This is a genomic window from Nocardiopsis sp. FR4 (assembly GCF_009830945.1).
In the GTDB taxonomy this organism is placed as follows: domain Bacteria; phylum Actinomycetota; class Actinomycetes; order Streptosporangiales; family Streptosporangiaceae; genus Nocardiopsis.
In genome coordinates, this window is record NZ_VWVV01000008.1 from 1 (window position 1) to 24484 (window position 24484).

Here is a 24484-nt window from a genome sequence, read left to right on the forward strand (position 1 = left end):
AGTACTACGACGAAACCCACCTGGCCATCGCCGGCCTGGTCTCCGACCGCACAGCTATGCGGTAATCACCCACCAGCCGACTCGCTGGGCCAGCACGCCCCAACCTCAATCGCGCACCACGTCGTAAGGGAGCCTGCCCATGCCGGAGTTCGGATTTCTCGACGGCCAGCCGTTCTGGATCGTCTACTTCACCCTGCTCGGGGTGGTGCTGTGCCGCGCCCAGGCCACGTACTGGATCGGCCGCGGGCTGGGCGCCGGGGTCACCCGAAGCCGCCTGGGCGCCGGGCTCGGTCCGCGCCTGGACGCCGCCCGGCGGCGCATCGACCGCTACGGCGCCCCGGTGGTCACCCTGAGCTTCTGCACCGTCGGCGTACAGACCGCGGTCAACCTGGCCGCGGGCGCCATGCGGATGCGCTTCCCGGTCTACCTCGCCGCGATGTTCGTCGGCTGCCTGATCTGGGCGGGCCTGTGGGGCGTGGTCATCGGCGGCCTGGTGGGCACCTGGCTGACCCTGTACCTGGACTCGCCGTGGGCGGCGCTGGGCGTGGGCGCGCTCGCCGCCGCGATCGTGGCCGTACTGGTGCTGCGCTCCCGCCGGGCCGGGGCCGCGGGCCGGGAGGCGGCCCCGGCCGAGGGGGAGGGCTCCCCCGGTTCCCACTCCGCCCGCGCCGCGCAGGAGTAGCGCCCGCGCCCGCCGTCCGCGTTCCCCCGGAAGCCGCCCCCGCCCCGGGGCCGCGCCGGGGCGGTCCGCCGGTAGCGCCCGGCACCGCCGCGTTGCCCTAACCTTGGGCGATGTGAGCCAACAGCACTCCTACCCCTGGCCCGACGCCTCCGCCACCGGGGTCGGGTCCTGGCCCGGCGAGGACCCCGACGAGGCCGTGCGCACGGTCCTGGGCGAACTCCCCGGCCTGCCGCACCTGCCCGAACTGCCCGCGCGCGGCGTCGGCGCCGACATGGTCGGCCGCACCGGCGGCCTCCTGGTGGAGTTCCCCATCGAGGTCCAGCCCAGCGGGTGGAGGGTGGCCGACACCCCCGGCCGCGACCTGGGCCGCGCGGCCAGCCTCATGTCCTACGACCTGGACGCCCTGACCGAGCACGCCCACGCCTTCACCGGCACCCTCAAGGTGCAGGTCGCCGGGCCCTGGACCCTGGCCGCCTCGATCGAGCTCCGCAACGGTCAGCGCCTGGTCTCCGACCCCGGCGCCTGCCGCGACCTGGCCGAGTCCCACGTCGAGGGCGTCCTGGCCCACCTGTCCGAGGTCCGCCGGCGCGTGCCCGGGGCCCGGCTCCTGGTCCAGGTGGACGAGCCCTCCCTGCCCGCGGTGCTGCTCGGCTCCCTGCCCACCGCCAGCGGCTACGGCCGTCTGCCCGCCGTGGACCGGGTCCGCGTCGAGGCCTCCCTGCGCGTGCTGTTCGCCGCGATCGCCGACACCGGAGCGGTTCCGGCCGCGCACTGCTGCGCCGCCTCCGTGCCCATCGACCTGCTGCGGCGCAGTGGCGCCCGCGCGCTCAGCCTCAACGCCCTGCTGCTGGAACGCGCCCACGACGAGGCGGTCGGCACCGCCGTGGAGGCGGGGGCGGGGCTCCTGCTCGGCGTCGTTCCCCCCACCGACGGCACCTTCGCCCGGAACGCCCGAATGTCCGACCCCGCGGCTACCGTCGATCCTGTTCGCGAGTTGTGGAACCGGCTGGGGTTCTCCCCTGACCTGCTCTCCCGCGCGGTGGTCACCACACCCACGTGCGGGCTCGCGGGCGCCTCGCCCCGGCACGCGCGCGCGGCCCTGGACGCCTGCCGCGCCGGTGCCCGGGTGCTGCGGGACGAGCCCCGCCGGTAGGCGTCCCGAGTCCGCGACCGCAGCAGGCGAGCACGAGAGCAGAAAGGCACCAGTGAGCGCGCCCGACACCACCACCGACATCCCCGACGAGGTACGCGACCGGCACACCGAGCTGTGCCGGGAGCTGGACGACCACAGCTACCGCTACTACCTGGGCACCCCCGTCGTCTCCGACGCCGAGTACGACGCCCTCATGGGCGAGCTGCGGGGCATCGAGGAGTCCTACCCCGCCCTGGTCACCCAGGACTCGCCCACCCAGAAGGTCGGCGCGCCCATCAGCGTGGACTTCGCCGCGGTCGAGCACCTGGTGCGCATGGAGAGTCTGGGCAACGCCTTCGACATCGACGAGCTCAACGCCTGGGCCGACCGCGCCAACGCCGAGGTGCCCGTCACCGGCTACCTGTGCGAGCTCAAGATCGACGGCCTGGCCGTGGACCTGGTCTACGAGCGGGGCCGCCTCGTGCGCGCCGCCACCCGCGGCGACGGCCGGGTCGGTGAGGACATCACCCTCAACATCCGCACCATCGCCGTGGTCCCCGAGCAGCTCGACGAGAGCGTGCGCCCCGCCCCCGAGCTGCTGGAGGTGCGCGGCGAGGTCTTCCTGCCGGTGGAGGACTTCGAGAAGCTCAACGAGCGCATCACCGCCGACGGGCACGCCCCCTTCGCCAACCCGCGCAACGCCGCCGCGGGGTCGCTGCGCCAGAAGGACCCGCGGGTGACCGCCACCCGGCCGCTGTCGATGATCGTGCACGGCGTCGGCGCGTACACCCCGGCCGACGACGGCGGTCCGGACGTGGCCTTCACCAGCCAGTCGCAGGCCTACCGCCTGCTCGGGGAGTGGGGACTGCCGCTCAGCGACCGCTACAGGGTGGTCGAGACCATGGCCGAGGTCCGCGAGTACGTCGCCCACTACGCGGCCGACCGCCACGAGCCCGCCTACGAGATCGACGGCATCGTCATCAAGGTGGACGACTTCGCCCTCCAGCGCCGCCTGGGCTCCACCAGCCGCGCCCCGCGCTGGGCGATCGCCTACAAGTACCCGCCCGAGGAGGTCACCACCCGCCTGCTCGACATCAAGGTGGGTGTGGGCCGCACCGGCCGCGTCACGCCCTACGGCGTCATGGAGCCGGTGGTGGTGGCCGGGTCCGAGGTCGAGTTCGCCACCCTGCACAACGCCCGCGAGGTCGAGCGCAAGGGCGTGCTCATCGGCGACACCGTCGTGCTGCGCAAGGCGGGCGACGTCATCCCCGAGATCGTGGCCCCCGTGCTCGACCGCCGCGACGGCAGCGAGCGCCCCTTCGTCATGCCCGAGGCGTGCCCCGAGTGCGGCACGCCCCTGGGTCAGCAGAAGGAGGGCGACGTCGACCTGCGCTGCCCCAACGCCCGCTCCTGCCCCGGCCAGCTGCGCGAACGCCTGTTCTTCGTGGCCAGCCGCAAGGCCCTGGACATCGAGGCGCTGGGCTACGTCGCCGCCACCGCCCTCACCCAGCCTCTGGAGCCCGCCGAGCCGCCCCTGCGCGACGAGGGCGACCTGTTCGACCTGACCGTCGACAAGCTGCTGCCCATCCGCACCTACGTGCTCGACCCCGACACCAGTGAGCCCAAGACCGATCCCAGGACCGGCGAGCCCAAGGTGGTGTCCTTCTTCGCCAACAAGCAGGGCAAGCCCAAGAAGACGGTCGAGAAGCTCTTCGAGCAGCTGGAGGAGGCCAAGTCCAAGCCGCTGTGGCGGGTGCTGGTGGCGCTGTCCATCCGCCACGTGGGCCCGCGCGCGGCCGAGGACCTGGCCCGCCACTTCCGCTCCATGGACGCCATCCGCGCGGCCAGTGAGGAGGAGCTGGCCGCCGTCGACGGCATCGGCCCCACCATCGCCGCCTCCATCCGCGAGTGGTTCTCCGTGGACTGGCACAACGAGATCGTGCGCAAGTGGGCCGCGGCCGGGGTGCGCATGGAGGACGAGGACGACGGCTCCCGTCCGCGCCACCTGGAGGGGGTCACCGTGGTGGTGACCGGATCCCTGGAGGGGTTCACCCGCGACGGGGCCAAGGAGGCGATCGCCGAGCGCGGCGGCCGGGCCACCTCCTCGGTGTCCAGGAAGACCGGGTTCGTGGTGGTGGGCGACAGCCCCGGCTCCAAGTACGACAAGGCGGTCAAGCTGGGGGTTCCGGTCCTGGACGAGGAGGGCTTCCGGGTACTGCTGGAGGCCGGTCCGGACGCGGCCGCCAGCAGGCGGCTCAACCCCGAACCCGAGGAGCCCGGCACCGGGGCCGCCGAGGAAGCGGGCGACGGGGAGTAGGGGAGCCGGGGAGGCGCGGCGGCCGACCCCCGCCCGCCGCGTCCCCCGGTCCCGTGTCCGCGCCCCGCCCCCCGATCCCGCCCCCTGATCCGACCCCGGTACGCGCCTCACCACCGGGAATTCCGACGTCCTCCCGGTCGCCGGATCCCGCCCCCCCTTCCCGGAGCCGTCCCCGGGCGGGAACCGCACACGTATCCGCACCCCGTCCACCGCACTGACCAGCAGTTATCCCCGCTGCGCCGTGCAGGCGGGGCCGAAACCCCTCGTCCGAAACGCGGTACCCTCACCGCCACGGATCCGTGGCCGTGTCGGGCCCGGGTACCTTTTTGGCGATCTCTCCTCTCGCGAGGCCCTCACCTTGGTTAACTGATAGTCCTTGACACGCGACAGTTGGTAACGAAACCGCGTAAGGTGGACAGAGACGCTTCGAAATAGTGGGCGCACCTAAAAACCAGGATTCGGTCATGAGGGGTGGTCGGATTGTGGAGACGGCGGGTTATGGAGACTCCGAGCAAGCAGGACCAGGCGGTGCCGCAGGCGCCGCCCGGTCCGCGGCCCCCTCACGAGGACCACGTATGAAGGATCCGATCAGCACACGGGACATCGGTCCCCGGGCGGGAACACCGCTGTGGCTGTACATGCTCGGCGCCACGGCCGCGGGCGCCGGTGTCCTCGCGGCCTCCCTCCTCGGGCTGTCCGTGGACGAGGTGCGCGCGCTGTCCCTGGAACCGCTCACCTGGGTCCTGCTGTGCATGATGGTCCTCGGCGAGCTGCGGCCCGTCTCCCTCCCCGGACAGCCCCCCGGCAACGGGGTGCCCACCTCCCTGCCCTTCGCCTTCGCGCTCGTCATCCTGCACGGGCTCGCCGTGGCCGCACTCCTCCAGGTCGCGGCCACCGTCGTCGCCGGGTTCGCCCGCGGCCACGCCCCCCACCGCACCGCGTTCAACGCCGCCCAGTACACCCTGGCCCTCGGGGTCGCCGACGCCGTCCTGCGCCTGACCGCGCCCGGCCTGGTCCAGAACCTGTGGTTCCCCTCCGTGGGCGAACTGCTCGCCCTCATCCTGGCCGCGGCCGCCTACTTCGCCACCAACCGCGTGCTGGTCACCAGCGCCGTGGCCATGCACGAACGCGTGCCGCTCAGACAGGTCATGTTCAAGGGCGCGAGCCAGCAGGCCTACGTCAACGCGGTCCTGCTCAGCCTCGCCCCCCTCGTGGTCGTGGCCGCCAACCACTCGGTGCTGTTCGTCCCGCTGTTCGCCCTGCCCCTGTGGGCGCTCTACACGAGCGCGCTGCTCTCGGTCAAGCGCGACCACCAGGCCAACCACGACGAGCTCACCGCGCTGGCCAACCGCAAGCTCCTCACCCTCCGCGCACGCCAGGAGATCTCCCACGCCCAGCAGCGGGGCGGCGGCGTCGGCCTGCTTCTGCTCGACCTGGACCGGTTCAAGGAGGTCAACGACACCCTGGGCCATCCCACCGGCGACCGCCTCCTGCAGACCGTCGCCCGCCGGCTCACCCACAGCGTCCGCCCCGGCGACCTGGTCGCCCGGCTCGGCGGCGACGAGTTCGCCGTCCTGCTGCCCCAGGTCAGCGACGCCTCCGCCGCCCGCGAGGTGGCCTCGCGCCTGCGCGGCGCGCTCGCCGAACCCGTCCGCCTGGACGGTATGGACTTCGACCTGCAGGCCAGCATCGGCATCGCGCTCTATCCCGGGGACGCCCCCGACTTCGCGCTCCTCATGCAGCGCGCCGACGTGGCCATGTACGTGGCCAAGGCCGACCGCACGGGCGTGGAGTCCTACGATCCCGGCAAGGACCGCAACTCCACCGCCCGGCTGAGCCTGTACTCCGAACTGCGCCGCGGCCTGTCCGAGGGCGCCCTGGAGATGCACTACCAGCCCAAGGTCGGTCTGTCCGACGAGCGCGTCATCGGCCTGGAGGCCCTGGCCCGCTGGCGCCACCCCAGCCGCGGGCTGCTCACCCCCGACGAGTTCATGCCGGTCGTGGAGCAGTCCAACCTCTCGCGCGCCTTCACCTCCCAGGTGCTCGACGTCACGCTCGCGCACGCCGCCCGCTGGCACCGGGAGGGCCAGGACCTGCCCGTGGCCGTCAACCTCAGCGTGCGCGAACTCCTCGACCCCGAGCTGCCCGGGACCGTGGCCGCCGCCCTGCGCGAGTACGGCCTGCCGTCCCGGCAGCTGGTCCTGGAGGTCGGCGAGCACGCCCTGATCACCGACACCCACGCCGCCACCGAGGCCGTCCGGGTGCTGCGCGGCCTGGGCGTGGGCCTGTCCCTGGACGACTTCGGCACCGGCCACTTCACCCTCGCCCAGCTGGCCGGCCTGCCCCTGGACGAGGTCAAGATCCACGAGTCCTTCACCGCGCGCCTGGTCGACCGCTCCGACAGCGGCCACACCGTCGTCCGCGCCGCCATCGCCTTGGTCAAGGCGCTGGGCATGCGCGCCACCGCCGAGGGTGTCCAGAACGCCGAACTCGCCCGCGCCGCCCGCGACACCGGCTGCCACGCCGCCCAGGGCCACCACTTCTCCCCGCCCCTGAGCGCCGACGAGGTCACCGAGTGGCTCGCCGCCCACGACGGCGGGACGGCCGCGGGCACCCGGGTCTGACCCCGCCGCCCCGCCCCGGCCCTCCTCCGTCCCCGCCCGTGTCCACAGTCGGAAGGGACCGGCACCGGGAGCGGCGAGGGCGCCCTAGGATGAATGGGATAGTCCTTCCGCCGAAGAAACGGTTCTCATCCATGACCGCCATCACCCGCGATGAGGTCGCACACCTCGCCCGGTTGTCGCGGCTGGCGCTCGACGAGAGCGAGCTCGACACGCTCGCCGCCCAGCTCGGTGACATCCTCACCGCCGTGGCCAAGGTGCAGGAGGTCGCCCAGGGCGACATCCCGCCCAGCTCGCACGCCCTGCCGCTGACCAACGTCTACCGCCCCGACGAGGTCAAGCCCGGCCTCACACCCGACCAGGCCCTGGCCGGAGCCCCGGCGGTGGAGGAGCAGCGCTTCCGGGTTCCGCGGATCCTCGGGGAGGGCGAGTAGCCGTGAGCGACGTCATCAGCCTGACCGCCGCCCAGCTCGGCGCGGCCATCCGGGACGGACAGGTCTCCTCCGAGGAGGCGACCACCGCCTACCTGGACCGGATCGAGGCCGTGGACGGCGAGATCAACGCGTTCCTGCACGTGCGCCGCGAGACCGCGCTGGAGCAGGCCCGCGCGGTGGACGCCCGCCGCGCCGCCGGTGAGGCCCTGGGCCCGCTGGCCGGTGTGCCGGTGGCCCACAAGGACGTGTTCAGCACCAGGGACATGCCCACCACCGCCGCCTCCAGGATCCTGGAGGGCTGGCAGCCGCCCTACGACGCCACCGTCACCGCGCGCCTGCGCGAGGCCGGGCTGGTCATCCTGGGCAAGACCAACATGGACGAGTTCGCCATGGGCTCCTCCACGGAGAACTCCGCCTACCAGGTCACCCGCAACCCGTGGGACACCGACCGCATCCCGGGCGGCTCCTCCGGCGGCTCCTCCGCGGCGGTGGCCGCGTTCGAGGCGCCCCTGGCCACCGGCACCGACACCGGCGGCTCCATCCGCCAGCCCGCCGCCGTGTGCGGCCTGGTCGGGGCCAAGCCCACCTACGGCGGCTCCTCCCGCTACGGGATAATCGCCTTCGCCTCCTCCCTGGACACTCCTGGCCCCTTCGCGCGCAACGTGCTCGACGCCGCGCTGCTGCACGAGGCCTTCTCCGGGCACGACCCGCGCGACTCCACCTCCATCGACGCCCCGGTCCCGCCGGTCGTGGACGCCGCCCGCCTGGGCGACATCGACGGCCTGCGCGTGGGCGTGGTCCGGGAGCTGGACAGCGACGGCTTCCAGGCGGGCGTGCGCCAGCGCTTCCACGAGACCCTGGAGCTGCTGGAGTCCCTCGGCGCCAAGATCGTCGAGCTGTCCTGCCCGAGCTTCGACGCCGCCCTGTCGGCGTACTACCTCATCGCGCCCAGCGAGTGCTCCTCCAACCTCGCCCGCTTCGACGCCATGCGCTACGGCCTGCGGGTGGGCGACGACGGCACGCGCAGCGCCGAGGAGGTCATGTCGCTGACCCGGGCCCAGGGCTTCGGCCCCGAGGTCAAGCGCCGCATCATGCTGGGCACCTACGCCCTCTCCAGCGGCTACTACGACGCCTACTACGGCAGCGCCCAGCAGGTGCGCACGCTGATCAAGCGCGACTTCGACGCCGCGTTCGAGAGCGTGGACGTGCTGGTCTCGCCGACCACGCCGACCACGGCCTTCCCCATCGGCGAGCGGGCCGAGGACCCGATGGCCATGTACCTGGCCGACCTGTGCACGATCCCGTCCAACCTGGCCGGGAACGCCTCGCTGTCGGTGCCGTGCGGACTGGCCCCGGAGGACGGCCTGCCCGTCGGCTTCCAGATCATGGCCCCGGCCCTGGCCGACGACCGCACCTACCGGGTCGCCGCCGCGGTCGAGCGCGCGCTGTCCGAGCGCGACGGGGACCTGCTGGCCCGGAGCCCCTACGCGGTGAACGCCTAGGCGACCGCCCGGCGGTACCCGGGTGCCCGCCGCCCCCAGGGATGGCGGGCACCCGCGTGTCCCGCGTCCCTACTCGGGGGCGGCGGAACGGCGCCTGCGCGCCAGGTACACCAGCTCCACGCCCTCGGGCGCCTCCAGGGCCACCGGGACGGTCGGGGCGCTGGTCTCCACGGTGACCCCGCCCACCGCTCCGCCCGCGGGCCCTGCGTGACCTTGTCCAGGTCCAGGCCGTTGCTGAAGTCGATGCAGCTGGTGGTCAGGTGCTGGCCGCCCTCCAGGGCCACGTTGAACGTGCTCGTGGTGGTGCCGGCCTCGCCCCGCACGGTGTCCGACGCACTGACCTGCCACGTGCCGGAACCGGACACCGTGACAACCGAAAGGGTCCCCCAACCGACGTGCGCCGCCGTACGCGGACACGACGAGGGCCCGTCCCGCGGTCGACCGCGGAACGGGCCCTCAGGGCGCCGGCTGACGGGCCGGCCGGGGAGGAGCCTAGCCCTCCAGGTCCTGGCCGTTCGCGGTCCTGCGCCTGCGGCTCAGGTAGATCGCGCCGCCACCGGCGGCCAGGGCGGCCAGACCGGCGGCCACCAGGCCGGCGAGCGCGCCACCGGTCACCGGAAGGCTGGGCCGCGGGTTGTCGTCGGCCGGGCCGCTCGGCTTGTCACTGGGAGTGGGGGAGGGCGACGCCGGAGCGCTGGGCGTCTCGGAGGGCGTGTCGCTGGGACCGTCGCTCGGCGGGGTGCTCGGCGTCTCGCTGGGCTCGTCGGTCGGGGGCGGGGTCTGGCCCGGTTGCGCGGTCCAGGTGGCGGACGCGGAGGCGGAGACGCTGACCTTCTCGCCCTTGGCCGTGATGAGGGTCTGCGTGGGCACCTTCTCGCTCTCACCCTGGAACAGGCGCCCGCTCAGGACCTCGGCCTCGGTGGCCAGGGAGAAGCTGGCCTCGCCCGCCTCGGCGTCGGCGGGGACGGAGAAGCCGACGGTGTCGCCGTCGCCGACCGTGGTGACCTCCTGGCCGGTCTCGACGTCGACCAGCTCGACACCCTCGGGAACGTCACCCAGCTCCACGGGGATGTCGCTGCCGCTGGTCTCGACGAGGAATTCGCCGACCACCCCACCCGCCTGGCCGGAGGCCTGGCCCGGGGTAATGCTCAGGGCGGGACCCGGCTCCTGGGGCAGTTCGACCGCGGTGTCCACGAGGTAGCGGTAGACCTTGGTCATGGCACCGGCGTCGATGCGCTGGCTGACCTCCGGGTTCGCGGAGAAGCGGGACAGCTCCAGGCCGTTGCTGAAGTGCCAGATCGCGGCCTGGGTGGCGGTCAGCGCCTCGGCTTCGGTCAGCTGCCTCACCTGGGCGGCGGTGGCCAGATCGGCAGCGCTCACGCTGGGGTAGCTGTTTTGCAGGATCCAGTGCACCTTGCCCGGGTGGGCGAAGTCGCCCTTGCCCGGGTAGTTGGCCCAGTCGTCCTCGCGGTACCAGGCGTCGTCCTGGATCTGGGTGCGGAAGTCGATGCAATAGGTCGTGAGGTCGTCGCCGCCCTCCAACCGCAGTGTGAACGTGCTGGCGGTGGTCGTGTCGGCGCCCTGCATGGTCACGCGGTGACCGTCCTGGGTGTTACCGACGTACTGGGCGCGGACGGAGCCCTCGTAGGTCTCGACCTCGTCGGCCGCCGCGGGGACGGCGGCCAGCCCGAAGGCGAGGAGTGCGGCGGCGGAGGCGGCGAGGGTCGCGCGTCCGGCACGGAGGGGGAGAGGCACGTGGGTCACGTCTATTCCTAGGAGTGTTCCGGAGGAGCCCGGCGGGCCGGTCACCGGGGGACGGGTGCCGTGGGGCGCGACCCGGTGGGGCGACTCGCGGGGCCGGGGACAACGATGCGTACCGGCGGAGCCGCGGGGAAGGCGGGTCCTCCGGTGGGGCGTGCGTCTGTTCCGGTGCGGCCGGTCACGGATGTGAGCGCGGGCCGCAGCCGGGCCAACCCTGTCCCGGTGAACCGGCGCGGCACAACCCTCGTGCCGGGCCCGGAGGGCCAGGGGTGTCCGAGGAGGAGACGCGGTACTCCGGCGTCCGGTTGTCCGTCTGGTGGGACGGATTCACTGCGCAGGGTGTTCGCCCAGGTACGGGATCCGAACGAGAAGGGCCCGTCCCGTGGTCTCCCACGGAACGGGCCCGGACGGCCCACGCCCTCGGGCGTGCGGCCGGGGTGCTAGCCGACCAGGTCGTCGGACTGGTTGGCCTTGCGCTTGCGGCTCAGGTAGATCGCGCCGCCACCGGCGGCCAGGGCGGCCACACCGGCGGCCACCAGACCGGCCAGAGCGCCACCGGTCACCGGCAGGCTCGGCTGGTTCCGGTCGTCAGCGGGGGTGCTGGGCTTGTCGCTCGGGGTGTCCGTGGCGGGCGGCTCCGGCGACGCCGGGGTGCTCGGCGTGTCGCTCGGGGTGTCGCTCGGGGTGTCGCTCGGGGTGTCGGAGGGCGTGTCGCTCGGGGTGTCGCTGGGAGTGTCGGTCGGCGGGGTGACCGTGCCCTCCGTCCAGGTGGCGGAGGCCGACGCGGAGACGGTGACGCTGCCGCCCTTGGCGGTGATGAGCGTCTGGGTCTCCTTGTGCTTGCTCTCGCCCTTGAACAGGCGGCCGGTCGCGACGGACGAGCTGGTCTCCAGGGAGAAGCTGGCCTGGCCGGCCTCGGCGTCGGCCGGGACCGAGAAGCCGACGGTGTCGCCGTTGTTCACGGCGGCCACGGGCTCGCCGGTCTCCAGGTCGACCAGCTCGACGCCCTCGGGGGCGGACAGGTCGACGGGGATGTCGCTGCCGTTGGTCTTGATGAGGAACTCGCCGACGGTCTCACCGGCCTGGCCGGAGGCCTCGCCCGGGGTGACGCTCAGGGCGGCGTCGGGCTCGGCGGTCTGCTCCAGGTCCTGGGCGTTCCCGACCAGGTAGTCGTAGACGGCCTTGACGGCGGGACTGTTGCCCTGCGGCTTGAGCTTCATGCCGTTGCTGTAGTGCCAGATGGCGGCCTGGGTGGCGCCCAGGGCGTCCCCCTGGCTCAGCCCCTGGACACCGGCGGCCTCTCCCAGCGCCTCGACGCTCACGGTCGGGTAGGAGTTCTGCAGGATCCAGTGGACCTTCGCGGGCTCGGCGAAGTCGCCCTTGCCCGGGTAGTTGGCCCAGTCGTCCTCGCGGTACCAGGCGTCCTTGCGGATGCTGGTGCGGAAGTCGATGCAGTACGTCGTGAGGACGTCGCCGCTCTCCAGCTTGAGGTTGAACAGGCTGGTCGAGGCCTTGCCCTGGACGCCCTCCAGCTTGACGCTGGTGCCGTCCTGGGCGTTGCCGATGTACTGGGCGCGGGCAGAGCCCTCGTAGGTCTCGACCTCGTCGGCGGCCGCGGGGGCGGCGGCCAGGCCGAAGGCCAGGAACGCGGCGGCGGTGGCCGCCAGGCCCGTGCGCCCGAGGGAACGGGCGAGGGAGGAGTTCTTCACATCGTGTCCCGGTGTGTTCTAGGGGTAACCGGATAAAGGGATCCGCCCACGGGGCGCCGAGGAGCCGAGGGGCGGGTGCGGTGGCCACGGCGAAGTGCGGTTACTGGAAAACCTGCCGACTGCTGAGTTCACCCGTGCTGGGGGTCACCACGTCGGGTTCGGGGGTACGGCGCCGTTGTGGGGTCGCGGCGCGGTCGCCCGGCGTGGAATCGCTGGGACGTGGGAACTGCGGCGTTCGCCGTGGGGTGCCAACGCCCGCCTGATACTAGCGATCCCCTTGGGTACTTCCAACCCGGTTCGCGAAAAATATGGCCGGATACGGGCACGAAAAAATGTGAGCAAGACTAAGGCCGCATTCCGGCCAGAAGGATGCAACCAAAAGCGGAGAAGCGCGTCCCCGTCGTGCGCTCATCCGCGCCGTTTGCGGCCCAAAAGCAGGATGAACAGGCCAGATACCACCAGGGCCCCGGCAATGACCAGGAGTCCCGACAGCCAGGTGCCGGTGCGGGGCAGATCGACCTCCGGGATTCGGTCACCCGCTTCGGGGGATACCTCCTCCTCAGCAGACTCCTCCCGCGCGGCCTCTCCGGCGGAGGGCGCCGCCTCCCCGGACACCTCCTCCGGAGCGGACTCCGGGGTCTGACCGGTGCCCGGGTCGGCGGTCTGCTCCGGGTGCCAGGTGAAGGTGGCGGTGGTGGAGCTGGTCGCCGCGCCGGCCTCCGCCGTCACCAGCGGCCGGGTGCGCACGCCGCCCCTCCCGGTGAACAGGCGCCCCTCCGGCAGCGGCACGTCCTGGCCGCGCACGTGGAGGGTCACCACCCCGGCCGGGACCGAGGGGTCCACGCTCAGGTAGACCTGCTCGCCGTCGTGCACCTGTGTCACCGGTCCGCCGTCCGCGTCGACCAGCCACGAGGCCGGAGCGCCGCGTACGGACACGCCCAGCGGCCCCGAACCGGAGCTGTGCACGGTCAGCGGGCCCAGCGGTTCCTCGGGCGCGATCGCCTCCACGTGCGCGGGCACGACCTCCAGCGACCGGGAGGCGGCGTTGTCGGCCGCCGCCGCGCTGCCCCGCACCAGGTGGTCGTACAGCGCGAGCACCACGGGGTCGTTGGCGCCGCGGTCCGGCTCCGCCCCGTCCAGCACGTACCACAGGGCCGCCTGGGTGCCCGCGATCGCCTGGCCCTCGGTCACCTCCGCCAGCCCGGTCTCCCGGGCCAACCCGGGAAGGTCCACCACGGGGTAGGAGTGGGAGACGATCCACTTCGCCTGGTCGGCGGGGTCCGTTTTCTGGGGGGTTTCGGCCCACTCCGGAGTGTCGGACCACGCTGACTCCACGTAGGCGGCGCGCGGGCGCACCTCCTCGTCGGAGACGGCGGCGTAGGCCCGTACGGACTCCTCCCCGGTCACGCGCAGGCTGAACAGCGCCGTGTCGACCTCCCGGCCGTCGGCCAGGGTGAGGACCGCGCCCGGGACGGGGTCGCGGTCCACGCGTGAGAAGTCGTCGGCGTGGGACGCGGGGGCGCCGAGCAGGGTGCCGACCACCGTGGTGGTGAAGAGCAGCGCGGCGCACCGACGCAGGATGCCGGACATGCTTGTGCGCTCCCGTACGAGGGCGGTCGGTGTGGTGGCCGAACCGGCGAAAAACGTCTTGCTGGGCCTCCCACACTAACGGTCCGGCACCCCGGGAGGCCGGGTGTTCCCCCGACAGCGGCCCAATCGTGTACTGGCCGTGATGTGCGGTGACCCTTCCGTGTTCCGGGGCGTGGCACCGCACCCCCGCGCGCTCGGTAGGCTGAGCTGGAAGGTATGTCCTCTACGGAAACGGGTTTGCGGCGATGGCCCACGCGGTAACTCCTAGCCCTGCCACGAACAACGGTCCTGCGCCGGTGGCCTACGAGCGGGCGCTGGCCACATACGAGCCCGTGCTCGGCCTGGAGACCCACATCGAGCTGGGCACCGCCTCCAAGATGTTCTGCTCCTGCCCCACCGCGTTCGGCGCCGAGCCGAACACCCAGGTGTGCCCGGTGTGCCTGGCGCTGCCCGGCTCCCTGCCGGTGGTCAACGAGAAGGCGGTCGAGGGCGCCATCCGCCTGGGCCTGGCGCTGAACTGCTCCATCGCACCCTGGGGACGCTTCGCCCGGAAGAACTACTTCTATCCGGACATGCCGAAGAACTACCAGATCTCCCAGTACGACGAGCCGATCTGCGTCGACGGCCACCTCGACGTCACGGTGGACACCCCCGACGGCCCGCGGGAGTTCCGCGTGGAGATCGAGCGCGTCCACATGGAGGAGGACACCGGCAAGACCTCCCACCTGGGCGGGGCCACCGGTCGCATCCACGGCGCGGACTACTCCATCGTCGACTACAACCGCGCGGGCATCCCGCTGCTGGAGATCGTCACCAAGCCCATCACCGGCACCGGCGAGCTCGCGCCCCTGGTCGCCCGCGCCTACGCCACCGAGCTGCGCGACCTGGTCCGGTCCCTGGGCATCTCCGACGTGCGCATGGAGGAGGGCTCCATGCGCTGCGACGTCAACGTCTCGATCAACCCGCGCGGCGCCTCCGAGTGGGGCACCCGCAGCGAGACCAAGAACGTCAACTCACTGCGCTCGGTCGAGCGGGCCGTGCGCTCGGAGATCGAGCGCCAGGCCGGCGTCCTCGACGCCGGACAGAGCGTCGTGCAGGAGACCCGCCACTTCCAGGAGGACACCGGCCGCAGCATCCCGGGCCGCTCCAAGGAGGAGGCGCAGGACTACCGGTACTTCCCCGACCCCGACCTGGTCCCCGTCGCGCCCTCCGAGGAGTGGATCGAGGAGCTGCGGGCCACGCTGCCCGAGCTGCCCGCCGCCCAGCGGGCCCGGGTGCGCGCCGAGTGGAACCTCACCGACACCGAGCTGCGCGACCTGGTCAACGCCGACGCCATCGGCCTGGTGGAGGCGACCGTGGCCGCGGGCGCCCCGTCCGCCGAGGCCCGCAAGCTGTGGCTGAACGAGCTCTCCCGCCGCGCCACCGAGCAGGAGGTGGAGCTGGGTGACCTGCCCATCACCCCCGCCCAGGTCGCGCGGATCATCGCCCTGGTCGCCGAGGGCACGCTCACCAACAAGCTCGCCCGCCAGGTGGTGGAGGGCGTGCTCGCCGGTGAGGGGGAGCCCGACGCCGTGGTCGAGGCCCGCGGTCTGAAGGTGGTCAGCGACGACGGCGCGCTCGGCGCCGCCGTGGACGAGGCCATCGCGGCCAACCCCGACGCCGCCGACAAGGTGCGCGGCGGCAAGGTCGCCGCGGCCGGGGCCCTGGTCGGCGCGGTCATGAAGGCGACCCGGGGCCAGGCCGACGCGGGCCGCGCCCGCGAACTGATCCTGGAGCGGCTCGGCGCGAGCTGACCGACCGGGGTGTGACCGCTCACAACCGGCGCCGCGGCGCGTTTTCCGCTCCCTTTTGTCGGTGCCTCCTGGCAGCCTGCATGGACCGCGGGCGGCCGGGAGGCCGTCAGGCACTCCCGGGCGGACGGACCGTCCCGCACGGGGCGGGCGCGCCGTCCCCGGGAGGGAGCGGGGCTGGGACGACGTGGAGTAATCACCCTGGGTGATGGTTCCGTCGTCATCTCTCAGCCGGTCCTCAATCGCTGTGTGACCTTGGTTGCGTAGGGTTGCGACCCATGGGGGCGTGCGCGGTACCTCGGGCCGCCCCCGCGACCGAGTCCGTCCCAGTCCCGCGAGATCCTGGGCGGCAGACACGGTGCCGGGCGCCGTGCCGCGCCCGGACTCGAACGACGCGAGGTGGGTGCTCCATGTCCGAGGAGAGAGCGTGACGGCGGCCGGACGCCGGGTCGACCGCGGCGCGCCCACTGACAGATCGCTCATGGGGACCACGGCACGCCGCGTGTGGACCGTCGTCCTGGGCGCGCTGTGCCTGCTCTACGCCGGGGGGACCGTGATCCCCCTGGGAGAGACCACGGCGACCGCCGCACTCGGCGAGTGGCCGACCTCCGCGGCGGCCGGAGCCGCCGGCCTGTCCCTGCTCTACGCCTCGCGCCGCTGGGCGGAGTCCGGGGCCGACCGCGACGCCCACGCCGACGGCGCGGACGGGGCCGCGGCCCTGCGCCACCTCGGCTTCGCCGCCCTGGCCTGGTGCGCGGGCGGCGTCACACACGGACTGACCCGTCTGCTCAGTTCCGGGTCGGCCCTGTCCCTCACCCTCGGTGATCTCTTCGCCCTCGCGGCGCTGCCACTCTTCGTGGTCGGCTTCACCAAGTTCGCCCCCTGGCCGGGCGGGCTGCGCACCGCCGTGCGTCACGTCACCGACAGCTACGTGTGCGCCGCCGCGGTCTTCTCGGTGGTCTGGCTGCTGATGTTCTCCCCGCTCTACCAGGAGCTGGGGGAGGGGGCGGGCTTCCTCGGCTTCGCCCTGGTCTACCCGGTGGCCGACATCGTCGTGCTGTGCCTGCTCGTGCCGCTGGTCTTCATGTCGCCGCACAGCACGCGGCGCGCGGTCCTGCTGGCGATCGGCGCGCTCGTGGTCATCGCGAGCTCGGACCTTCTCGGCGCGCTCACCCGGCTGACCGGCCCGCCCGTCGCCGGGGGGATCGAGCACCCGGTGCGGTTCCTGGGCCTGGCCCTGCTGGGCGCCCTGCCCTGGCTGGTCGGGCACCGGCCGGGGTCGGACCCCCGGCGGATCACCGGCCGGGGCCTGTACCGCTTCGCCCCGGAGCTCGCCGCGATCGCCGCGGTGCTCGTCGCCGCCCTCGTGCTCACCGTGGCCGCGCTGGGCCTGCCGGGGGTGGCCCCCGTGCTGCCGCTGGCCGCGGGCACCGCCGTCGTGGTGCTGCTGGTGCGCGTGGTGGGGATGCTGGAGGAGAACGCCACCCTGTCCCGCATGGTGCGCAACCGCGAGGGGCACTTCCACGAGTTGGCGCGCAACAGCGGCGACGTCATCCTCATCCTGGACCGGGACGGCGGGGTGAACTACGTCAGCCCCGGCACGGCCGAGGCCTTCGGCTACCGGCTCGACGACGTGCTCGCCGCGCCCGTCACCGCCCTCATCCACCCCGAGGACCTGTCGCGGATCGAGGCGGTCACCGACCTGTTCACCGAGCGCGGCTCCCAGGGTGTGCACCTGCGGCTGCGGGTGCGCGCGGCGGACGGCACCTGGCGGCACACCGAGTCGACGATCTCGCTGTACGAGCAGCCGGGCGAGCCCGACCGCCTGCTGGTGACCACCCGCGACATCAGCGCGCAGGTGGCGCTGCAGGACGAGGTCGAGCACCTGACCTTCCACGACGGCGTGACCGGCCTGCCCAACCGCGCCTACCTGGAGGAGCGGGCCAGCGACGTGCTGGCGCACCGCGCCATGAGCGAGGAGCCCACCGGCGACGTCGCGGTGATCTTCCTGGACCTGGACGGGTTCACCGCCGTCAACGACTCCGCCGGGCACGTGCGCGGCGACCACCTGCTCGGCCAGGCGGCCCGCAGGCTGCGCGGGGAGGTGGACTCCGACGCGACCCTGGCCCGCTGGGGCGGCGACGAGTTCGCCGTCCTGGTGGAGGACGTGCCCCGGGCCCAGCGCGTGGTGGACCTGGCCGAGCGGCTGGGCCGGGTGATCGCCTCCGAGCCCTTCCAGGTGGCCGACCGGGACATCCTGCTGACCGCCAGCATCGGCGTGGCCTTCGCCGAACCGGCCACCGACAGCGGTGAGCTGCTGCGCAACGCCGACGTGGCGATGACCCGGGCCAAGGAGCGGGGCACGGGCCACGTGGAGGTCTACGCCGCGCACATGCACGACACCGTGGTCTCCCGTCTGGAGCTGCAGATCCGGCTGCGCCGGGCGATGGCCGACGGCGAGTTCTTCCTGGAGTACCAGCCGATCGTGGACCTGGGCAGCTCCCAGGTGACCTCGGTCGAGGCGCTGGTGCGCTGGAACCGCGACGGGGAGACGGTCGGCCCGGAGGAGTTCCTCGGCGCCGCCGAGGAGTCGGGTCTGATCGTGCCGCTGGGCGAGCTGATCCTGCGCGAGGCCTGCGAGAAGGTCGCCGTGTGGCGGCTCTCGGACTGGGACATCGGGCTGTCGGTGAACCTGTCCGTCAAGCAGGTGCTCTCGCCGCGCTTCGTGGAGACGGTGGCGGGCGTCCTGGTCGAGACCGGGCTCCCGGCGGAGGTGCTCACCCTGGAGGTGGACGAGGAGGTGCTGCTCGACGACCTCGGCGAGGCCGTGCAGCGCCTGGGCGAGCTGCGCGAACTGGGCGTGCGCCTGGCCATCGACGACTACGGGATGGGCTACGCCTCCCTGGCCCACCTGCGCAGGCTGAGCGTGGACGCGATCAAGATCGACCCGTCGTTCGTGGCGGACCTGGGCCGCGACGACACGGTCACCCTGCTCACGCACACGATCATCCAGCTCGGCCGCGACCTCGGCGTGCAGGTGGTGGCCGAGGGCATCGAGCGCCCCGAGCAGCTGGAACAGCTGCGCGCCATGGGCTGCGACCACGGCCAGGGCTTCCTGGTGGCTCGCCCCATGGCCGCGGGCGGCGTGGAGTCCCTGGTCGGCGGCGAGGCCGGGGCCAGCCTCTGACCGGACACGGGAAGCCCGGGGGACCCCGCCTGAGTCCGCTGGGTGCCCCCGTGTTCCACGGTGCGGACGCCCCGGTGTCCGCTCTGTGTCGTGCGCTACACGCGTATGCGCCCTTCGTGGTGTTTGTCCAGTTCAGGGCGGGTGTTCGGGTTCGGGAATGTGGCCGCATCCTGACACGTGCGTCTCACATCCTGGGACATTATGTCGTTCTTGTTGACGCGGACCCTCTCCGTCGGCCAATGTTGTGAGCGTGCAGAGCAACTCCCTGATTCTCGTACTTGGTCGGCGCGCAGCCCGCTGAGTTTCTTCTGCTGCGCGCCACCCCTCAACCGCCACCGGGCGGTGGGGGTTTTTTTATTGCCAGACCCGGAATCAGACCCACCAGGCCAGAGCCCCCGTGCCGCTCTGGACCCTCGCTGAAGGATCATGAGATGACCGAGCAGATGACCGGCGCCCAATCGCTGATCAGGTCGCTGGAGCAGGTCGGCGTTGACACTGTCTTCGGGATTCCCGGCGGCGCCATCCTCCCGGCCTACGACCCGCTCTACGACTCGGCCAAGGTGCGCCACATCCTCATGCGCCACGAGCAGGGGGCGGGGCACGCCGCCGAGGGCTACGCCTACGCCACCGGACGCCCCGGCGTGTGCATGGCCACCAGCGGCCCCGGAGCCACCAACCTGGTCACCCCCCTCGCCGACGCCCACATGGACTCGGTGCCCATGGTCGCCATCACCGGCCAGGTCGCCTCCCCGATGATCGGCACCGACGCCTTCCAGGAAGCCGACATCTGCGGCATCACCATGCCGATCACCAAGCACAACTTCCTGGTCAAGGACGTGCGCGACATCCCGCGCACCATCGCCGAGGCCTTCCACATCGCCGCCAGCGGCCGTCCCGGCCCCGTCCTGGTCGACATCTCCAAGGACGCCCTGCAGGCCTCCGCCGAGCACGTGTGGCCCGAGCGCCTGGACCTGCCCGGCTACCGCCCGGTCACCAAACCGCACGGCAAGCAGGTCCGCGAGGCCGCCCGGCTGATCGCCGAGGCCCGCCGCCCGGTGCTCTACGTCGGCGGCGGCGTCCTGCGCGCCGGGGCCGCCGCGGAGCTGCGCGTCCTGGCCGAGCTCACCGGCGTCCCCGTGGTCACCACCCTCATGGCCCGCGGCGTCTTCCCCGACAGCCACCCGCAGTTCGTGGGGATGCCGGGGATGCACGGCGACGTCTCCGCGGTCGGCGCCCTGCAGAAGGCCGACCTCATCGTCGCCCTGGGCGCCCGCTTCGACGACCGCGTCACCGGCCGCCTGGACAGCTTCGCCCCCGACGCCAAGGTCGTCCACGCCGACATCGACCCCGCCGAGATCTCCAAGAACCGCCACGCGGACGTGCCCATCGTCGGCGACTGCCGCGAGGTCCTGGCCGACCTGGTCGTGGCCGTGCGCGCCGACCAGGAGAAGGGCCGCCAGGGCGACTACGAGGGCTGGTGGCAGCAGCTCAACCGGCTGCGTACCACCTACCCCAAGGGCTTCGAGGCCCCCGACGACGGCAGCCTGTCCCCGCAGGCCGTCATCCAGCGCCTCGGCCAGATCGTCGGCCCCGAGGCCACCTACGTCGCCGGTGTGGGCCAGCACCAGATGTGGGCGGCGCAGTTCATCGACTACGAGCGCCCCGGCTCCTTCGTCAACTCCGGCGGCCTGGGCACGATGGGCTTCTCCGTCCCCGCCGCGCTCGGCGCCAAGGTCGGCGACCCCGACCGCACCGTGTGGTCGGTCGACGGCGACGGCTGCTTCCAGATGACCAACCAGGAACTGGCCACCTGCGCCATCGAGGGAATCCCGATCAAGGTCGCCGTGGTCAACAACGGCAACCTGGGCATGGTCCGCCAGTGGCAGACCCTGTTCTACGAGGGCCGGTACTCCAACACCGACCTGCAGACCTCGCCGCGCGACGAGAAGGTGCGCATTCCCGACTTCGTCCGCCTCGCGGAGGCGTACGGTTGTGTCGGTCTGCGCTGTGAGAGCGCCGAGGACATCGACGCCACCATCGAGAAGGCCATGGCCGTCGACGACGCCCCCGTCGTCGTGGACTTCACGGTCAACCACGACGCCATGGTCTGGCCGATGGTCGGCCCCGGCGTCAGCAACGACAACATCCAGTACGCGCGCGACATGGCGCCGAGCTGGGAACACGAGGACTAAGAGGAGCAGGCGAGACCACCATGAGCAGTCACACGCTTTCCGTTCTGGTGGAGGACACCCCGGGTATCCTCGCCCGCGCCTCCTCCCTCTTCTCCCGCCGCGGTTTCAACATCGACTCACTCAGTGTCAGCAACACCGAGTACCCAGGACTGTCCCGGATGACAATCGTGGTCAACTGCGACCTCCACCCCTTGGAGCAGGTGACCAAACAGCTCAACAAGCTGGTCAACGTCGTCAAGATCGTGGAGATGGACACCACCGCGTCGGTCCGGCGCGAGCTCCTGCTCGTCAAGGTCAAGGCCGACGCGTCCAGCCGCACCCACGTGCTGCAGACGGCCGAGCTCTTCCGCGCCCACGTCGTGGACGTCAGCCCGGACGTCGTCGTCATCGAGGCCACCGGCGACCCCGAGAAGCTCGATGCCCTGGTCAGGAACCTGGAGCCGTTCGGCATCCGGGAACTGGTCAAATCAGGGCTGGTCGCCCTGGGACGCGGACCCCGGTCGATCACCGACCGTTCCCTCCGCGCGGTCGACCGTAGCGCCTGAGGCCCGGACACGGCCGGGCCCGCGCCGCGTCCCCACACAACGTTTGAGAACGAGGAGTAACCCCAAGTGGCAGCACAGATGTACTACGACGACGCCGCGGACCTCTCGCTCATCCAGAGCAAGAAGGTCGCCGTGATCGGCTACGGCAGCCAGGGCCACGCCCACGCGCTGTCCCTGCGCGACTCGGGCGTGGACGTGCGGATCGGCCTCGCCGAGGGTTCGAAGAGCCGGGCCAAGGCCGAGGAGGAGGGGCTGCGCGTCCTCACCCCCGCCGAGGCCACCCGTGAGGCCGACGTCATCATGATCCTGGTCCCCGACCACATCCACCGGGACCTGTACGCCGCGGAGATCGCGCCGAACCTGGAGGCGGGCAACGCCCTGTTCTTCGGCCACGGCTTCAGCATCCGCTACGGCTTCATCACCCCGCCCGAGGGCGTGGACGTGGCCATGGTCGCCCCCAAGGGCCCGGGCCACCTGGTCCGCCGCCAGTTCGAGGCCGGGCGCGGCGTGCCCTGCCTGGTCGCGGTCGAGAAGGACGCCAGCGGGCAGGCCTGGGACCTGGCGCTGTCCTGGGCCAAGGGCATCGGCGGCACCAAGGCCGGGGTCATCAAGACCACGTTCACCGAGGAGACCGAGACCGACCTGTTCGGCGAGCAGGCCGTGCTGTGCGGCGGCACCGAGGAGCTCGTCAAGGCCGGCTTCGCCACCCTGGTCGAGGCGGGCTACCAGCCCGAGGTCGCCTACTTCGAGTGCCTGCACGAGCTCAAGCTCATCGTCGACCTCATGTACGAGGGCGGCATCTCCAAGATGAACTGGTCGGTCTCGGACAACGCCGAGTACGGCGGCTACACCCGCGGCCCGCGCCTGATCACCGAGCAGACCCGCCAGGAGATGCGCAAGATCCTCGGGGAGATCCAGGACGGCTCCTACGCCAAGGAGCTCATGGACGAGTTCGACGCCGGCCAGCCGACCTTCACCAAGCGCCGCGAGGCCGAGCAGAACGAGCAGATCGAGAAGGTGGGCGCCGAGCTGCGCCCGCTGATGAGCTGGCTCAAGGGCTAGGTGAGGCCCCAGTCACCATGGGGACAGGTGGGTGTGCCCACCTGTCCCCATCAGGCTTCCCTACCTCGGCAGTAGACTTTAGACCGGCCATCACCCCCGATCCCGGTAGTGCCCATCACCTGCGCGATCGGGTCGCACCACCCGAAAAGGAACCGTTGTGCCCAAACCCGCCGTACTCGTAGCGGAAGAACTCTCGCCCGCCGGAATCGCGCTCCTGGAGGAGGACTTCGAGGTGCGCCGCGTCGACGGCGCCGACCGCTCCCAGCTCCTCCCCGCCCTCGCGGACGTCGACGCCCTGATCGTGCGCAGCGCCACGCAGGTGGACGCCGAGGCGCTGGCCGCCGCGTCCCGTCTGCAGGTGGTGGCCCGGGCAGGTGTCGGTCTGGACAACGTCGACGTGGACGCCGCGACCAAGGCCGGTGTGCTGGTGGTCAACGCCCCGACCTCCAACATCATCAGCGCCGCCGAGCAGGCCATCAACCTGCTGCTGGCCAGCGCCCGCAACACCGCTCCCGCGCACAACGCGCTGATCAACGGCGAGTGGAAGCGGTCCAAGTACACCGGTGTGGAGCTGTACGAGAAGACCGTGGGCGTGGTCGGCCTCGGCCGGATCGGTGCCCTGGTCGCGCAGCGCCTGTCCGCCTTCGGCACCAGGGTGATCGCCTACGACCCCTTCGTGCAGCCCGCCCGCGCGGCCCAGATCGGCGTGGAGATGACCACGCTCGACGAGCTGCTGGAGCGCTCGGACTTCATCACCATCCACCTGCCCAAGAACAAGGACACCCTGGGCCTGATCGGTGACGAGGCCCTGAACAAGGTCAAGCCCAGCGTGCGGATCGTCAACGCCGCGCGCGGCGGCATCCTCGACGAGGAGGCGCTCTACCGGGCCCTGAAGGACGGCCGCGTCGCGGGCGCGGGCATCGACGTGTTCGCCAAGGAGCCGTGCACGGACAGCCCGCTCTTCGAGTTCGAGAACGTCGTGGTCGCCCCGCACCTGGGCGCGAGCACCGTGGAGGCCCAGGAGAAGGCGGGCACCCAGGTCGCCCGCTCGGTCAAGCTGGCCCTGTCGGGCGAGTTCGTCCCCGACGCGGTCAACGTCCAGGGCACCGGCGTGGCCGAGGAGATCAAGCCGGGGCTGCCGCTGACCGAGAAGCTCGGCCGCGTGTTCACCTCGCTGGCGGGTGCGCTGCCCAGCCGCATCGACGTCGAGGTGCGCGGTGAGATCGCCGCCCACGACGTCAAGGTGCTGGAGCTGGCCGCGCTCAAGGGCGTCTTCGCCGACGTGGTGGAGGACACCGTCACCTTCGTCAACGCCCCCCTGCTGGCCAAGGAGCGGGGTGTCGAGGTCAACCTCACCACCAGCGACGACAGCAGCGACTGGCGCAACCTCATCACCGTGCGCGGACTGCTCGCCGACGGCGCCCGGGTGTCGGTCTCGGGCACCCTGACCGGTCCCCGCCAGGTCGAGAAGCTCGTGGAGATCAACAACTACACCATGGAGATCGGCCTGGCCGAGCACATGGTGTTCCTCTCCTACGAGGACCGCCCCGGCGTGGTCGGCAAGGTCGGCGCCCTGCTCGGTGACGCGGGCGTCAACATCGCGGGCATGCAGGTCATCCGGGACGAGGAGGGCGGCAAGGCGCTGATCGCCCTGACGGTGGACTCCGCCGTGCCCGACGAGATCCTCACCTCGATCGCGGCCGAGATCGAGTCCGACATCACCCGCCAGATCGACCTGGAGGACTAGGGGTCCCGCCGGCCCAGACCGGTGGTTCCCCGGCCGGGGGCCGCACCGCGCGCCGCGCGGTGCGGCCCCCGTGCCTTCCATGGCGCTGGCCAGGGCGAACGCGCGGTTGTCTCACATGGTGAGAAAACCTGGTCATATAGTTGGACCTCCGATATTCTGAAGTCCTAGGAGTCAGGTGCCGCGCCCGCCCCGACCGGGGCTCGCGCAGGCGTT

At 72.1% G+C, this 24484-nt stretch carries 15 protein-coding genes; 12 read left to right on the plus strand and 3 right to left on the minus strand.

Features of this window, described 5'->3' with window-relative positions; genetic code table 11:
* Nucleotides 1–139: 139 nt before the first annotated feature.
* From FYW95_RS09405 to gatA, 6 genes are all read left to right on the plus strand, one after another.
* Nucleotides 140–682 carry a DedA family protein gene (locus FYW95_RS09405; RefSeq protein WP_159941858.1) on the plus strand — a complete coding sequence of 181 codons (543 nt, stop codon included), beginning with the start codon at nt 140–142 and terminating at the stop codon, nt 680–682.
* 112 nt (nt 683–794) lie between these two features.
* Entirely contained in the window at nt 795–1835 is a 1041-nt protein-coding gene (locus tag FYW95_RS09410) for a methionine synthase (protein WP_159941859.1), read from the plus strand.
* 52 nt (nt 1836–1887) lie between these two features.
* Nucleotides 1888–4131, plus strand: a complete 2244-nt coding sequence (gene ligA, locus FYW95_RS09415; protein WP_160050274.1) for an NAD-dependent DNA ligase LigA — start codon at nt 1888–1890, stop codon at nt 4129–4131.
* Between the two features lie 575 nt (nt 4132–4706).
* On the plus strand, nt 4707–6755 hold the full coding sequence (locus FYW95_RS09420) for a putative bifunctional diguanylate cyclase/phosphodiesterase (protein WP_160050275.1): 2049 nt from the start codon (nt 4707–4709) through the stop codon (nt 6753–6755).
* Nucleotides 6756–6886: 131 nt separating this feature from the next.
* Nucleotides 6887–7186 (plus strand): Asp-tRNA(Asn)/Glu-tRNA(Gln) amidotransferase subunit GatC, encoded by a 300-nt coding sequence (gene gatC / locus FYW95_RS09425; protein WP_159941862.1) that lies wholly within the window; start codon nt 6887–6889, stop codon nt 7184–7186.
* Nucleotides 7187–7188: 2 nt separating this feature from the next.
* Nucleotides 7189–8688 (plus strand): Asp-tRNA(Asn)/Glu-tRNA(Gln) amidotransferase subunit GatA, encoded by a 1500-nt coding sequence (gene gatA, locus FYW95_RS09430; protein ID WP_159941863.1) that lies wholly within the window; start codon nt 7189–7191, stop codon nt 8686–8688.
* Nucleotides 8689–9180: 492 nt separating this feature from the next.
* Here the strand turns inward: gatA and FYW95_RS09435 are convergent, their stop codons facing one another.
* The 3 genes from FYW95_RS09435 to FYW95_RS09445 form a co-directional block, all read right to left on the minus strand.
* Nucleotides 9181–10452 carry a thioester domain-containing protein gene (locus FYW95_RS09435; protein WP_159941864.1) on the minus strand — a complete coding sequence of 424 codons (1272 nt, stop codon included), beginning with the start codon at nt 10450–10452 and terminating at the stop codon, nt 9181–9183.
* A 437-nt stretch (nt 10453–10889) separates the two neighbouring features.
* Entirely contained in the window at nt 10890–12158 is a 1269-nt protein-coding gene (locus FYW95_RS09440; protein WP_160050276.1) for a thioester domain-containing protein, read from the minus strand.
* A 408-nt stretch (nt 12159–12566) separates the two neighbouring features.
* Nucleotides 12567–13748 carry a Cys-Gln thioester bond-forming surface protein gene (locus FYW95_RS09445; protein WP_159941866.1) on the minus strand — a complete coding sequence of 394 codons (1182 nt, stop codon included), beginning with the start codon at nt 13746–13748 and terminating at the stop codon, nt 12567–12569.
* A gap of 296 nt (nt 13749–14044) precedes the next feature.
* Here FYW95_RS09445 and gatB point away from each other — a divergent pair, with 296 nt between their 5' ends.
* From gatB to serA, 6 genes are all read left to right on the plus strand, one after another.
* Nucleotides 14045–15541 carry an Asp-tRNA(Asn)/Glu-tRNA(Gln) amidotransferase subunit GatB gene (gatB, locus tag FYW95_RS09450; RefSeq protein ID WP_159941867.1) on the plus strand — a complete coding sequence of 499 codons (1497 nt, stop codon included), beginning with the start codon at nt 14045–14047 and terminating at the stop codon, nt 15539–15541.
* A gap of 478 nt (nt 15542–16019) precedes the next feature.
* Nucleotides 16020–18725 (plus strand): putative bifunctional diguanylate cyclase/phosphodiesterase, encoded by a 2706-nt coding sequence (locus tag FYW95_RS09455; RefSeq protein WP_159941868.1) that lies wholly within the window; start codon nt 16020–16022, stop codon nt 18723–18725.
* A 431-nt stretch (nt 18726–19156) separates the two neighbouring features.
* Nucleotides 19157–20917, plus strand: a complete 1761-nt coding sequence (locus tag FYW95_RS09460; RefSeq protein ID WP_159941869.1) for an acetolactate synthase large subunit — start codon at nt 19157–19159, stop codon at nt 20915–20917.
* A 20-nt stretch (nt 20918–20937) separates the two neighbouring features.
* Nucleotides 20938–21462, plus strand: a complete 525-nt coding sequence (ilvN, locus tag FYW95_RS09465; RefSeq protein ID WP_159941870.1) for an acetolactate synthase small subunit — start codon at nt 20938–20940, stop codon at nt 21460–21462.
* Nucleotides 21463–21528: 66 nt separating this feature from the next.
* Nucleotides 21529–22524 (plus strand): ketol-acid reductoisomerase, encoded by a 996-nt coding sequence (gene ilvC / locus FYW95_RS09470; RefSeq protein WP_201294787.1) that lies wholly within the window; start codon nt 21529–21531, stop codon nt 22522–22524.
* Between the two features lie 157 nt (nt 22525–22681).
* Entirely contained in the window at nt 22682–24271 is a 1590-nt protein-coding gene (serA, locus tag FYW95_RS09475; RefSeq protein ID WP_159941871.1) for a phosphoglycerate dehydrogenase, read from the plus strand.
* Nucleotides 24272–24484: the final 213 nt, after the last annotated feature.

Coding starts and splice junctions, on each gene's coding strand:
- FYW95_RS09405 (WP_159941858.1), top strand. CDS start 140: ATGCCGGAGTTCGGATTTCTCGACGGCCAGCCGTTCTGGATCGTCTAC.
- FYW95_RS09445 (WP_159941866.1), bottom strand. CDS start 13,748: ATGTCCGGCATCCTGCGTCGGTGCGCCGCGCTGCTCTTCACCACCACG.
- ilvN (WP_159941870.1), top strand. CDS start 20,938: ATGAGCAGTCACACGCTTTCCGTTCTGGTGGAGGACACCCCGGGTATC.
- FYW95_RS09420 (WP_160050275.1), top strand. CDS start 4,707: ATGAAGGATCCGATCAGCACACGGGACATCGGTCCCCGGGCGGGAACA.
- gatC (WP_159941862.1), top strand. CDS start 6,887: ATGACCGCCATCACCCGCGATGAGGTCGCACACCTCGCCCGGTTGTCG.
- FYW95_RS09460 (WP_159941869.1), top strand. CDS start 19,157: ATGACCGAGCAGATGACCGGCGCCCAATCGCTGATCAGGTCGCTGGAG.
- FYW95_RS09455 (WP_159941868.1), top strand. CDS start 16,020: ATGGGGACCACGGCACGCCGCGTGTGGACCGTCGTCCTGGGCGCGCTG.